The sequence below is a fragment of the uncultured Microbacterium sp. genome (assembly GCF_900078385.1).
Lineage (GTDB): Bacteria > Actinomycetota > Actinomycetes > Actinomycetales > Microbacteriaceae > Microbacterium.
The window spans coordinates 210,077-222,842 of the sequence record NZ_FLQR01000008.1; the positions used below are offsets into that span (position 1 = coordinate 210,077).

11 protein-coding genes are annotated in these 12,766 nt (G+C 71.3%); 5 read left to right on the forward strand and 6 right to left on the reverse strand.

Going from position 1 to position 12,766, the window contains the following annotated elements; all coding sequences use genetic code 11:
- Window positions 1-6 precede the first annotated feature (6 nt).
- On the reverse strand, window positions 7-1,086 hold the full coding sequence (locus QZL85_RS10640) for a hypothetical protein (RefSeq protein ID WP_295576595.1): 1,080 nt from the start codon (window positions 1,084-1,086) through the stop codon (window positions 7-9).
- 133 nt (window positions 1,087-1,219) lie between these two features.
- Here QZL85_RS10640 and QZL85_RS10645 point away from each other — a divergent pair, with 133 nt between their 5' ends.
- Entirely contained in the window at window positions 1,220-2,707 is a 1,488-nt protein-coding gene (locus QZL85_RS10645) for a glycosyltransferase (protein ID WP_295576596.1), read from the forward strand.
- A 48-nt stretch (window positions 2,708-2,755) separates the two neighbouring features.
- Here the strand turns inward: QZL85_RS10645 and QZL85_RS10650 are convergent, their stop codons facing one another.
- Both QZL85_RS10650 and QZL85_RS10655 read right to left on the reverse strand, forming a co-directional pair.
- Window positions 2,756-3,682: a response regulator transcription factor gene (locus QZL85_RS10650; RefSeq protein ID WP_295576597.1), complete on the reverse strand. Its 927-nt coding sequence runs from the start codon at window positions 3,680-3,682 to the stop codon at window positions 2,756-2,758.
- 118 nt (window positions 3,683-3,800) lie between these two features.
- Window positions 3,801-4,808: a glycoside hydrolase family 6 protein gene (locus tag QZL85_RS10655; RefSeq protein WP_295576598.1), complete on the reverse strand. Its 1,008-nt coding sequence runs from the start codon at window positions 4,806-4,808 to the stop codon at window positions 3,801-3,803.
- Between the two features lie 217 nt (window positions 4,809-5,025).
- On the opposite strand from QZL85_RS10655, the gene rplM reads away from it, so the two are divergent.
- The 3 genes from rplM to glmM are packed head-to-tail and all read left to right on the forward strand — an operon-like array spanning window position 5,026 to window position 7,342.
- Complete coding sequence (rplM, locus tag QZL85_RS10660) at window positions 5,026-5,472, forward strand: 50S ribosomal protein L13 (protein ID WP_295576599.1); 447 nt, start codon at window positions 5,026-5,028, stop codon at window positions 5,470-5,472.
- A 29-nt stretch (window positions 5,473-5,501) separates the two neighbouring features.
- The gene (rpsI, locus tag QZL85_RS10665; RefSeq protein WP_295576601.1) at window positions 5,502-5,984 is read left to right on the forward strand and encodes a 30S ribosomal protein S9; all 483 of its coding nucleotides are present in this window, start codon (window positions 5,502-5,504) and stop codon (window positions 5,982-5,984) included.
- An 8-nt stretch (window positions 5,985-5,992) separates the two neighbouring features.
- A complete protein-coding gene (glmM, locus tag QZL85_RS10670; RefSeq protein WP_295576602.1) occupies window positions 5,993-7,342 on the forward strand; it encodes a phosphoglucosamine mutase in 1,350 nt (449 codons plus the stop codon).
- 21 nt (window positions 7,343-7,363) lie between these two features.
- Here the strand turns inward: glmM and QZL85_RS10675 are convergent, their stop codons facing one another.
- From QZL85_RS10675 to QZL85_RS10685, 3 genes are read right to left on the reverse strand one after another with little or no spacing between them, the layout of a single operon-like run.
- Window positions 7,364-8,197 (reverse strand): hypothetical protein, encoded by an 834-nt coding sequence (locus tag QZL85_RS10675; RefSeq protein ID WP_295576603.1) that lies wholly within the window; start codon window positions 8,195-8,197, stop codon window positions 7,364-7,366.
- Between the two features lie 4 nt (window positions 8,198-8,201).
- Window positions 8,202-10,763, reverse strand: coding sequence for a DUF4062 domain-containing protein (locus tag QZL85_RS10680; RefSeq protein ID WP_295576604.1), 2,562 nt, complete (start codon window positions 10,761-10,763; stop codon window positions 8,202-8,204).
- A gap of 60 nt (window positions 10,764-10,823) precedes the next feature.
- Entirely contained in the window at window positions 10,824-11,765 is a 942-nt protein-coding gene (locus QZL85_RS10685; protein ID WP_295576605.1) for a Ppx/GppA phosphatase family protein, read from the reverse strand.
- Between the two features lie 48 nt (window positions 11,766-11,813).
- On the opposite strand from QZL85_RS10685, the gene coaA reads away from it, so the two are divergent.
- On the forward strand, window positions 11,814-12,761 hold the full coding sequence (coaA, locus tag QZL85_RS10690) for a type I pantothenate kinase (protein ID WP_295576613.1): 948 nt from the start codon (window positions 11,814-11,816) through the stop codon (window positions 12,759-12,761).
- Window positions 12,762-12,766: the final 5 nt, after the last annotated feature.

Consider the following 12,766-nt stretch of genomic DNA (forward strand, 5'->3'; position numbering starts at 1 on the left):
CCGAGTCTACGGTCTCGGTGTCGAGCGGCTCAGTCGCTCGGCGCGGCTCGCGGGGCGCGCCGCCCGCACGATCTCCGCCACGCTGCGCAGCGTCACCTGCTGCACCGACAGGTCGGGTCGGTAGCGGACGCCGCGGAGTTCGAGACCTTCGGTGAACAGCGCGCGCACATCGTCCTCGACGCCCTCGTCGACGTCGAAGCTCGTCGCCATCGCGGCGAAGATCCCGGGCCGCACGCGGCCGATGACGACGTCGGCCGGGAACGCGGCATCCACCGCTTCGAGGAGGGCCGCGAACACCTCCCGCGTCCAGCTGCGGCCATAGGCCGTGCGATGCAGCGAGAGGTCGAGGATGCTGATCAGCACGACCGAGCGGGGCGAGGCCAGTGCGAAGCGGATCGCCGCGGCCGTGCGGAACGCCCGCACGCCGAGAATGCGCTTGGGTCCACGGGCGAGGCCGTCGTCGAGGGCGATCCGGGTGACGCCGTACGCGCACGCGGCCGTGACCACGGCGCCGACGATGCCGCTCGGCGCCGTCGCCAGGGCCACCTCGTATACCGGCGACTCGACGCCGAGGACGGCGGTGCCCACCAGGCGGACCAGGCAGTAGACCCCATATATGCCGGTCGCGACACCCACGACGGTGCGGCCGGGCGACCGCGGGATGCCGGGCCGGAAGCACTCCCACGCGGTGAGACCGGAGAAGAGGAAGAGCACGCCGAGCTTCGCGTACTGACCGGCGTCGGGTGAGATCCACAGCGTCGTCACGCCCACGAGCGCCGACGGGACGATGAGGGCCGGCAGCACCGATCGGGTGGAGCCGCGCGCGCGGCGCATGGCGGCCCACAGCAGGCCGATGGCCAACGGCATCGTGGTGTCCGCGATGACGAGCGGCATGGAGGAGCGCGGGGTGTTGCCGGCGATGACGTAGCCGAGCGTCGACAGCAGCGCGGCGAAGGCCGCGATGCCCGCCAGTGCGGTCATCGGCAGGCCGTGCTCGCCGCCGCGCTGCCACGGCTGCGCGAACACCATGATGGCGATGCCCATCGCGGATGCGAGCACCAGGGCGACCGCGAACACCTCGACCACAGCACGCTCCCACCGGGCTCCGCATCGACGGAGGGGCGGCGCCCGCATCCGTTGCGGAGGTCTTGACCGAGTCTTGAGGTGGCCTGGACCGTCCCTCCACATGACGCGGAGGCAACTCTAGCAAGGTGGAGTCATGACGTTCCCGCCTCACCACATCGACTCCGCCGACACCGCGCCGAGGGCGCACACGACCCGTGCGGTGCGGTCCGTCGAGCTCGAGATCACGGGGCCTGCGCACACTGCTTTCCCGGCGGATTTCGACGACGTCTTCGACGAGACGCAGCGCTCGACCATCGGCTGCGTCATCCCCGCGTACAACGAGGAGGAGTCGATCGCGAGCGTCCTCGAGAGCCTGCTCTCCCAGACCCGCGTGCCCGACGTCATCCACGTCGTCGTCAACAACACGTCGGATGCCACCGTCAAGGTCGCCTCCCGGTTCGCCGGCGCGCACACCATCACGACGGAGATGGGGGAGCAGTTCACCGAGGTGTTCGTCCACGACATCGGCAAGAACCCCGACAAGAAGGTCGGCGCCCTGAACTACGGCTACGCGCTGGTCGAGGGCTACGACTACCTGCTCGGCGTCGACGGCGACACGACCGCCGACGCACGTGCCGTCGAATACCTCGAAACCGAGATCACGAGCGACAGCCGCATCGGCGGCATCTCGGCGATCTACTCGATCGACAGCACGCCGTTCCGCGGACTCGCGTCGTTCCTCATCAGCGGTCAGCGCTCGCAGTTCGCCGCGTTCAACCTGCAGAACCTGCTGCGCGGCCGCAACATGGCCGTCCTCGGCGGGCAGTTCTCCATCTTCTCCACGCACGCATTTCGCGAGGTCATGCGCGAGAACCACCAGTCCACGCCCTGGGTGAAGGACAGCGAGGTGGAGGACTCGCTGCTCTCCCTGCAGATCAAGAGCGCCGGCTACCTGACGAAGATCAGCCCCGTCGCCCGCGCCGACGTCGGTGGCATGACGACGCTCAGCGGCCTGGACGCCCAGCAGGTGAAGTGGACCTACGGGGCCATCGAGTTGATGTGGCCGGGACAGCGCGGCGACACCAAAGGGCAGCCGTTCCACCCCAATCTCCGGGTGCGCTGGCTGGAGAACGGCGCCATGGCCGTCAACCTGTTCGTCCGCATCGCCTTCGTGCTGCTGCTGGCCGGGTCGCTCTCCCTGAACGCGTTCGTCTTCTCGCCGTGGTGGCTCATCCCCATCGTGATGGCCGTCGCCCTGAACGTGCGGATGGCCGTGACGATGCAGAACCGCACCCGCCGGGACATCCTCTTCGCGCTGCTGGTCCTCCCCGCCGAGGCCTACATGTGGATCCGGCTGTCGCACTTCGCGCGCGCCTGGAGCCGCTTCCTGTCGAAGAAGAAGGTCGACAACTGGGCCGCGCAGGCGAAGGCCGAGCGAGGCGGCGGCAACGGGCACTGGGCGCCGCTGGTCGTCGTCGTGGCGATCCTCATCGCGCTCGCCGTGATCTGGTCGATGCTCGGCCCGGTCGTGCAGTCGTCGATCCTCTGGATCGGCTGGCCGATCCTCGGCGTCGTGACGATCCTGCAGACCCTCGGCATGTTCCTGAAGCTCATCCGCCGTCAGCACGGCTACCGGGTCTGAGCCCGACGGGCGCTCCGTCGCGTCGACCGGCGGGCGCGGCGCGGGTGGCTAGAAGGCGCCGCCGCCGTCGGCGGTGAGCCGGTACCCCACGCCGCGCACGGTCTCGATGTAGCGCGGACTCGCGGCGTTGTCGCCGAGCTTGCGACGCAGGTTCGTCATGTGCGCCTCGATGGCACGCTTGTCGGCGTCGCCCACGAAGTAGGTCGTGACGTACGACTCGCCGCGGAGCAGGAGCGTCAGGTCGGCCTTGCTGCGGACGCGGCGCCGCGACTCCATGAGGGCGGCCAGCAGGTCGAACTCGGTGCGCGTGAGGTCGAGCTCCTCGTCGCCGATCAGCACCACCCGGCTGTCGGGGTCGAGGCGAAGGTCGCGGTGGGTCAGCCACCCGGCACCCGCGGGCAGCGGGGCGACGGTCGACGGCTGCTCGGTGACGCGGACGACATCCGACGAGGCGGGCGCGACCGGACGATCGAGTGCGGCGGGCGGGGGAGAAGCGACCGGGATGCCGTTCGTCGCGTTCGCCGTCTGGCGTCCCGCGGGGAAGGACGGGCCGGTGCTCTCCTGCGCGCGGGGCGCCGGCGCGAGCGGGGCGCGCGGGCGACGCAGCAGGGCCTCGATGCGGGCACGGAACTCGCGCGGGCGGAAGGGCTTGTGGATGAAGTCGTCGGCGCCGGCGGACAGGCCAAGGACCACGTCGGCCTCGTCGTGCAGCGCCGTGATCATGATGATGTACGTCTCGGGGTTCTGCGCGCGGATGCGGCGGGCGGCCTCGAAGCCGTCCATCCCCGGCATGTTGACGTCCAGCGTCGTGATGAGCGGCGCGTACTGCGCCACGGCCCGGACGCCGTCGATGCCGTTGCCCACCGAGACGGTGGAGAAGCCGGCGGATTCGAGGACGTCGATCAGGAGGTGACGGACTTCGGGGTCGTCCTCGACGATCACCGCGGTCTTGATCGGTTCTTCTGATTCGGCCAACTGAACCCTGGTCTCCTCGAGCCGTGCGCGACGGTCGCCGTCGCTCCTCGCGCGGGGGCGCGGAGTAGTCGTCATCCTCCCACATGCGTGTGACGCGAGGGATTATTGGGGCGGAGCGTCAGCCGACGTCGCGGGTCAGCTCCACGGCCGACTCCGGCCACCACCGGCCGGCCGCCGGCCCGCCGTTGCAGGCGCCGTCGCTCTCGCCGGGGGGCTTGATCCACAGGTTCGCGTCGACGATGTCGTCGCCGAAGCTGCCGCTGCGCGCGCCGACGAGCCGACCGGCGGGGTTGCACCATTCGCCGGTCGCGCCCGCGCCGTTGCGGCTCGTGTCGATCACGGCATGCAGCCCGCCGAGCGCGGCGGACAGCGTGCGGGCGTACATCACCTCGGCGGCGTCGGTGTTGTAGTTCGACACGTTCGTCGCGACGCCGCGGATCATGTGCGTGACGCCGATCCGCTCGATGAGCCGCGCCATCTCGGACGCCGGGCGCCAGTTCGAATGCCCGCCGTCGAGGTAGAGCCACGCGGTGCGGGCCTGCAGGTTCGTCACGGCCGTCGCGATGTGCGCGAAGCGCTCCGTCATCCCATCGCAGTCGGGGGCGAGTGCCACCGCGTCCGGCTCGACGATCACGACCGTCGGCGTCTCCGCGGCGCGGACGGCGGCGCCGATCGCGCGCGTCCACGTGTCGTAGGCGGCCGGATCCAGTCCACCGGCGGACTGGTTGCCGCAGTCGCGGTCGGGGAGTCCGTACACGACCAGCACAAGGGTCGCGTCCTGCGACCTCGCCTCCGCGGCAAGGGCGGTGACATGAGCTCCGACCGTGTCGACGGGCTGCGCCTCCGGCGTCAGCCACACCGCCTCGGGCTGCGTCGCAAGGTACGCCGCGGCGCGCGTCGCCGGATCGTCCGTCGTGCCGGATGCCGCGGCATCCGCTGCCTTCGAACCCGAGGGCACGTGGAACGCCGTCCCCGGCCCGGCGGCCGTGAACGGGAGGAGCCGGAGGTAGGCGTTGGTCAGCACGGGGACCGTGAGCACGAGGAGCACGGCGACGGCGCCGGCGATGAGCGTCGCGGCGGCGCCGGCGACACGGGCGGTGCCCCGCCGGGGCCTGCTTTGACGCACGCGTCCGAATATATAGCGCGGGCCGGGCGGGGCCCTGCGCGCGGGTTTGGCCGCGGCATCCCCATGACGTAGACTGACTCTTTGGTTCTTGTGCCCTGCTGGCCAAGCACCGCGAACGTGAGCCCTCCACTGGCATGTTTCACGGGACGACGTCTCGGAAACCACCCCGGAGTGGGATTCACGAACCTCTCCGTTCGATCAAGAAAGCAGCACTACAGTGACGCGCACTTACACCCCCAAGGCTGGCGAGATCCAGCGCTCGTGGCTGGTCATCGACGCGACCGACGTCGTCCTCGGCCGACTCGCCTCGCACGCGGCCACGATCCTCCGCGGCAAGCACAAGCCCACCTTCGCCAACCACGTCGACACCGGTGACTTCGTCATCATCATCAACGCGGACAAGGTCGCCCTGACCGGGCAGAAGCTCCAGAAGAAGAAGGCCTACCGCCACTCCGGTTACCCGGGCGGCCTCAAGTCGGTCACCTACGAAGAGCTCCTCGCCAAGAACCCCGAGCGGGCCGTCGAGAAGGCCGTCCGCGGCATGCTCCCCAAGAACAGCCTGGGCCGCCAGCAGCTGACGAAGCTCAAGGTCTACGCCGGTGCCGAGCACCCCCACGCGGCGCAGCAGCCCACCACGTACACCTTCGACCAGGTCGCCCAGTAAGCGCCGCCGAAAAGACTAAGGACATACTGATGGCGAAGATCGCTGACTCCATCGAGACCCCGGAGAACTACACCACCGAGACCCCTGCCACCGAGGCCGCTCCGGCGCCCCGTCCGGTGCTGTCGGTCCCCGGTGCCGCTGTGGGCCGCCGCAAGCAGGCCATCGCCCGCGTGCGTCTGATCCCCGGCTCGGGCACCATCACGGTCAACGGCCGTACGCTCGAGGACTACTTCCCGAACAAGCTGCACCAGCAGCTGATCAACGACCCGTTCACGGTGCTGAACCTCGCCGGTGCGTACGACGTCATCGCGCGCATCTCCGGTGGTGGCCCCTCGGGTCAGGCCGGCGCCCTGCGCCTGGGCATCGCCCGCTCGCTGAACGGCATCGACGAAGAGAACAACCGCCCGACGCTGAAGAAGGCCGGCTTCCTCTCCCGTGACGCTCGCGTCAAGGAGCGCAAGAAGGCTGGTCTCAAGAAGGCCCGCAAGGCTCCTCAGTACTCGAAGCGCTAAACCGCTCGATGGCGCTGTTCGGTACGGACGGTGTGCGGGGCCTCGCGAACGGCCCCCTCACCGCCGACCTCGCGCTCACCCTGGCCCAGGCGACTGCTGTCGTCCTGGGCCAGGGGCGTATCGCGGAGGCGCGGAAGGCCGCCGGCAAGCGGCTGACCGCCGTCGTCGCGCGCGACCCGCGCGTGTCCGGCGAGTTCCTGACGGCCGCCGTGGCCGCCGGTCTCGCGTCGTCGGGTGTGGACGTGCTGGATGCCGGGGTCGTGCCGACGCCGGCGGCCGCCTACCTGATCGCCGACATCGACGCCGACTTCGGTGTCATGGTCTCGGCTTCGCACAATCCCGCGCCCGACAACGGCATCAAGATCTTCGCCCGCGGCGGCGTCAAGCTCCCCGACGAGGTCGAGCGCCGCATCGAAGAGGCCATGACCGGGCCGAAGCTGCAGCCCACCGGCGGCGACGTCGGCCGCATCCGCCGATTCGCGGATGCCGAGGACCGGTACGTCGTCCACCTTCTGGCGTCGCTGCCCAACCGGCTCACGGGCCTGCACATCGTGCTGGACTGCGCCAACGGCGCCGCATCCGGCGTCTCCCCGGAGACGTTCCGCGATTCGGGTGCCCGCGTCACCGTGATCGGCGCCGACCCGGACGGCGTCAACATCAACGACGGTGTCGGCTCGACCCACCTCGACAAGCTCGCGGCGGAGGTCGTGCGCACCGGAGCGCACATCGGCATCGCGCACGACGGCGACGCCGACCGCTGCCTCGCGGTCGACGCGGACGGCAGGATCGTCGACGGCGATCAGATCATGGCGATCCTCGCCGTCGCGATGAAGCGCCGCGGTCACCTCGTCGACGACACGCTCGTCGCCACCGTCATGAGTAACCTCGGCCTGCACCGCGCGATGGCCGCGCAGGGGATCACGGTCATCACCGCAGGCGTCGGCGACCGCTATGTCCTCGAAGCCATGAACGAGGGCGGGTACGCCCTCGGCGGCGAGCAGAGCGGCCACGTCATCATGAGCGAGTTCGCGACCACGGGCGACGGTCTGCTGACCGGCCTGCACCTGTGCGCCGAGATGGCCCGCACCCGCAAGAGCCTGGCCGAACTGGCATCCGTCATGACGATCTTCCCGCAGGTGCTCGTCAACGTCCGTGGGGTGGAGCGCTCGCGCGCGACCGACCCCGATGTCGTCGCGGCCGTGGACCGGGTCTCGGCGGAGCTCGGCGACACCGGCCGGGTGCTGCTGCGCCCCTCCGGGACGGAGCTCATGGTGCGCGTGATGGTCGAAGCCGCGGATGCCGAGACCGCCCAGCGCCTCGCCGACGAGCTCGCCGAGGTCGTGCGCGGCGAGAGCTGACAGCGATCCAGCCGCTCGAGGTCACGCGCGTCGCGACGGGGCCCGTGGATGCCGCGCGCGTCCGCGCAGCCGCTCGTGCCGCCAGGCGACCCAGGCGTACAGCAGCAGCGCGGTGATCACCAGCACCACGAAGCCCGCGGTCGTCGGGCGCTCCCAGAGAAGGGCGGCGCTGCCGAACGCGATCGAGGCGGCGATCGCCACGAGGCTCACCAGCTGAGCCTGGAACAGCACCCGGAAGGCGCTCCACCGCGCATCGCGCACGAGGCCGGCGTTCACGACCCCCGTGAGGGTCAGCACGGCGCCGGTCACCCGCGCCGTCAGGGGTGTCAGCTCCCATGCCCATAGGCCGATCGCGACCTCGGGAAGCACGAACATGGCCGCCCCGGTCAGCGCCGCCGAGATCCCGACCGCCACGAGCACCGCCCGCAGCGGCCTCGACACGATCACCTCGTCGCCGGCGACGGGGGTCGCCGGCCGGGCGCGCCGCGCCTCGCGGATGCCCAGCGCCGCGATGACGAACGGCGTCGTCGCGTACAGCACGATCCAGACCGCGAACGAGAGGTTCCGCGAGAACCCGTCGAGGTGCAGCAGCGTCGCGATCAGCAGCGCGGCCGCGAACACGACGACGGCGGGGAAGCCGTGGCGCACGTCATCCCAGCGCCGGGCGCGAGCGGTGCACACGAAGAACCACACGCCGCCGACGTACGCGGACGCCAGGAGGTACGCCGACAGCGGCGGCGCGATCGCCCACGCGAACAGCTCGCCCGTCCGATCGGGGAACGCGAAGAGCAGCACGGCGGCGACGACGAGGAACGGGATGATGGCGATCGCGGTCCACCGGGTCGCCGGCGTCACGCCGTCACTCACGGACACGGGCGATCGCTTCGGAGATCGACAGCTCGCGCCCCTGTGCGATCGCCTCGTCGAGCTCCTCGGCGCGTCCCTGCGCTCGCAGCTGCTGGACGGGACCGGCGAAGAAGGCGAAGGCGCTCGGATTCATGAGGCCCTTGCGCAGCCGGAGGGTCTGCGCGGCGCCGAGCAGGATCCCCGCGCCGCGCGCGTCGGACTCCATCGCACGCAGCCCGACGAACCCCTCCAGCCCGTACGCGATGCCCTCGTCGTGTCCGAGGGCGAGGGAGAGATCGAGTCCGGCGCCGAACTCCTCGCGTGCCCCCGCGAGGTCGCCGAGCAGGAGCCGCGCCCATCCGAGATGGTTGTGCGCGATGACGATGCCCAGCCGCTCACCCTGTGCGGCGGCCAGCGTCAGGCTGTCCTCGAACCGGCCACGCGCCCCGAGCGGATCGCCGACGGCGAGCGCGATGCGCCCGAGCATCACGAGCGACATCGCCTGCCCCCACGTGTCGTCGTCGGCCCGGAACCCCCCGAGACTCCGCTCGAGTTCGCCGCCCGCCGCGGCGACATCGGGCCCGGTCGGCTGCGCCAGATGGGCGAGCCCGATCGACACCCCCGCCAGCGCCGCACCCGACGGGTCCTCCGTCGCGTCGAAGAGGTCGCGGCACTCGGTCAGCTCCTGTCGCGGGTCGTATGCGGGGTCCTGCCAGAACCGGACCGCCGCGGTGTAGTAGAGCGCGATCGCGCGACTGTGCGGGGCGAGACCGCTCGGCGCCGCCGCGAGCAGTTCCGCCATCAGGGCCCGCACGACGCCCAGGTAGCCGCCGATCCAGAGGTAGAGGTACAGCGCCCAGGCGTACTCCGCCGCCTCATCGAACCGTCCCCGGTCCACGAGCGCGCGGCCGACGGCGGCGATGTTCTCGGACTCGAGTTCCAGCGCCGCCAGCTGCTCGAGCTGATCGGGACCGCGCAGCCGCGGCGCCGCGCGCCCCACCATCCCGCGGTAATGCTCGATCCAGGCCGTGACCGACTGCTCCCGCTCCTCGTCGGAGGCCAGCTCGGCCGCATAGGTGCGCACGGTCGTGAGGAGGCGATACACCCTCGTGTCGCCTTCCACACCGTGGCCGACGAGGCTCGCGTCGATGAGACCGGCCAGCGCATCCAGAGGCGCCGCGATCCCGGCCGCATCGAGCACGTGCTCAGCCGAGGCGACCGTGAAGGCGCCGCGGAAGGCCGACAGTGCCGCGAGAGCCGTGCGCTCGGGCCCGTCGAGCAGCTGCACGCTCCATGCCATCGTCGCGCGCAGCGTGCGCTGACGCTCCGGAAGATCCCGCGGACCCTCCCACTCGCCGAGCGCGGTGTCCAGGCGGCTGAGGAGGTCGATGGGGGAGAGCGCGCGCAGTCGAGCGGCCGCGAGCTCGATGGCCAGCGGCACCCCGTCCAGGGCCCGACAGATGCGCACGACCGCGTCGACGTTGGCGGGTGTCAGCGTGAACCCGGGCCGCACGGCCGCGCCGCGCTGGACGAAGAGGGCGAGGGCCGCGGAGTCCAGGGCGGCCGCGACGCTGCGAGTGCCGTCGGCGGGCACCGGGAGGGGCCCGATCTCGACCACCCGCTCGGGACGCACGCGCAGCGGAGCGCGGCTCGTCACCAGCACCTGCAGGCGCGGCGTGCGGGTGATCAGCTCCATCACCGTCGGGGTGGCATCGAGCAGATGCTCCATGTTGTCGAGGACGAGCAGTGTGTCGCGCTCGCCGACCGCCGAGATCACCCGGTCGGTCAGGGAGCCCTCGCTCGCCGCGTCCCGCACCCCGAGCGAGCGCGCGACCGAGTCGATCACCCGCTCGGGGGAGGAGACGGCCTCCAGCAGCGTGAACGCGACGTCGCGCCCCGCGTGCGCGACCTCGAGGGCGACCTCGATGGCCAGCCGCGACTTCCCGATCCCGCCGGGACCCGTCAGGGTGACCAGCCGGGTGCTCTCCTGGCCGAGCAGGGTCAGCGTGGCGTCACGCTCCGCCTCGCGCCCGACCATCGGCGAGTACGGGGCGGGGATGCCGGGCCGGGGGATCTGGTCGGCGGGCGCCGTGGACCTCGCCTGGTCGAACCGCTCCGTCAGGAGGACGGCGAGATCGTCCTGCAGCAGCCGGCCGAGCTCGTCAGGATCGGCGAAGGATTTGTAGGACACGCGGTCGTCATCGCGGATGCGCTGGAGGAGGGCCTCCAGGCGCGGCTCGCGGCCGGCCGCGGACTCGCGGACGTAGATGAGGCTCGGCATCCCCGCGGAGAGCCGGTATTCGTCCTCCAGACCGGACACGTCCTCGCCGGGGGCGACCCACCCGTACTGCTGCGCATACAGCCCGACGAACACATCGCTCTGGGCGAGGTAGGACCGGTACAGCTCCCGCGGCGGGTGCGGCCGGGCCCCCAGCTCGAACATCACCGGCGCCAGCCGCAGTCGCTCGATCGCAGCGCGCGCCGCCCGGCGCTCCGGCTCGAGCTCACGCAGTGTGGAACTGACGAAGATCCGGAGGCGCTGGTCGGGAGTGCGGATGGCTCGGGGCGCGGCCATGACGGCATCATGGCCCAACCGGGCCCACGCGTCCAGAGTCCGCGCACGCGGCGGGCCGGGTTAGGCGGGATCGTTCCAGGACAGCGACTCGATGTAGCGGAGCAGCACGCCTTCGCGCAGCGCCCACGGCGAGACCTCGAGCTCGTCGACGTCGAGCATCGTCATGGCCGTGTGCAGCACCACCGCGCCCGCGACGATCTGCACCGTGCGGTCGGCGGTGATGCCCGGCAGCTCCTGCCGCGCCGACGCGGGGATGCGGGCCAGCCGCGGGATCCACGAGCCCAGCGCGGCGCGCGGCATCCGCATCCGCTCGCTGCCCGACCAGCCCGGCACGGGGTAGCCGGCGAGCTTCGCGAGCGACCGGATCGCCTTCGACGACCCCACGACATGGTCGGGCCGCGGCTGCCCCGACATCAGGTCGAGCACGGGTGCGAGCGTCTCACGGGCGTGCGCGCGCAGCACCTCGACGGCGTCCTCGCCGGGCGGGTCCTGCGGGAGGAACTCCACGGTCATGCGCCCCGCGCCGAGCGGGACGGATGCCGCGACCTCGGGCAGCTCGTCGGGTCCGGCGGCCAGCTCGAGCGAGCCTCCGCCGATGTCGAAGAGGAGGATCTGCCCGGCGGACCAGCCGAACCAGCGGCGCACCGCCAGGAAGGTGAACCGCGCCTCGGACTCCCCGCCGAGCACCTGCAGCTCCTGTCCCAGGGCCTCCTCGATGCGGGCGATGACCTCGGCGCCGTTCGCGGCCTCGCGGACCGCGCTCGTCGCGGTCGCGAGCAGCTCGACGACATTCTCGCCGTCGGCGATCCGCCGCGCCTCGGAGACCGCGTCGACCAGGGCGCGGACGCCGACCTCGCTGATCGAGCCGTCCGGCTCGAGGTAGCGCATCAGGCGCAGCACCGTGCGCTGGCTGGTCTTCGCGAGCGGCCGCCCACCCGGGCGGACATCCGCGACGAGCAGGTGGACGGTGTTCGATCCGATGTCGAGGACTCCCAGGCGCACGCGTTCAGGCTAGCGGGTGGGTGCGCAAGGGCAGATAGAGTGGGCGCGATGTCCACCGAAGACGCCCTGGCCACCCTCGATGCGCGGTACCGCGAGATCGGGCGAGAGGAGTGGGCGCGACTGGCATCCGGGATGGCGAACCCCCTCTCCGAGACGGAGATCGTGCAGCTGCGCGGTCTCGGCGACCGACTCGACCTCGCCGAGGTGCGCGAGGTGTACCTGCCGCTCAGCCGTCTGCTGAGCACCTACGCCGAGAACACGAAGCGACTCGGCGCCGAGACGGCGGAGTTTCTGCGCGAAGCCGATTCGACCACCCCGTTCATCGTCGCGGTTGCGGGCTCCGTCGCGGTCGGTAAATCGACGGTGGCGCGCCTGCTGCGTGAGCTCATGAGCCGCTGGCCGGGGACGCCGCGGGTCGAGCTCGTCACGACGGACGGATTCCTCTATCCGAACGCCGAGCTCGAGCGGCGCGGCATCATGCACCGCAAGGGCTTCCCGGAGTCGTACGACCGCCGGGCGATGGTCGACTTCCTCACGCAGGTGAAGTCCGGCGCCCCCGAGGTGCGCGCGCCGTTCTACTCGCACATGCGGTACGACATCATCTCCGACGCGCACGTCACGGTGCGGCGACCGGACGTCGTCATCGTCGAGGGGCTCAACGTGCTCGCGCCGCCCGCGACCCCGAACGACGTCGCCGTGAGCGACCTGTTCGACTTCTCCATCTACGTCGACGCCGACGTGACGCACATCGAGTCGTGGTTCGTCGACCGGTTCCTCGCGCTCCGGCAGGGTGCCTTCAGCAACCCGAACTCGTTCTTCAAGGTCTTCGCCGACCTGTCCGACGAGGAGGCGGTCACCGCGGCGCTCGGGTTCTGGCGGGACATCAACCTGCCGAACCTCCGCGAGAACGTGGAGCCCACGCGGCACCGGGCCCGCCTCATCCTGCAGAAGGGCGCCGACCACACCGTCGAGCGCGTGCAGCTGCGCAAGCTCTGACGCGG

What these genes read in the sequence shown, in the direction of transcription:
- QZL85_RS10645 (WP_295576596.1), top strand. Translation starts at nt 1,220, where the DNA reads ATGACGTTCCCGCCTCACCACATCGACTCCGCCGACACCGCGCCGAGG.
- rpsI (WP_295576601.1), top strand. Translation starts at nt 5,502, where the DNA reads ATGGCGAAGATCGCTGACTCCATCGAGACCCCGGAGAACTACACCACC.
- glmM (WP_295576602.1), top strand. Translation starts at nt 5,993, where the DNA reads ATGGCGCTGTTCGGTACGGACGGTGTGCGGGGCCTCGCGAACGGCCCC.
- QZL85_RS10680 (WP_295576604.1), bottom strand. Translation starts at nt 10,763, where the DNA reads ATGGCCGCGCCCCGAGCCATCCGCACTCCCGACCAGCGCCTCCGGATC.
- coaA (WP_295576613.1), top strand. Translation starts at nt 11,814, where the DNA reads ATGTCCACCGAAGACGCCCTGGCCACCCTCGATGCGCGGTACCGCGAG.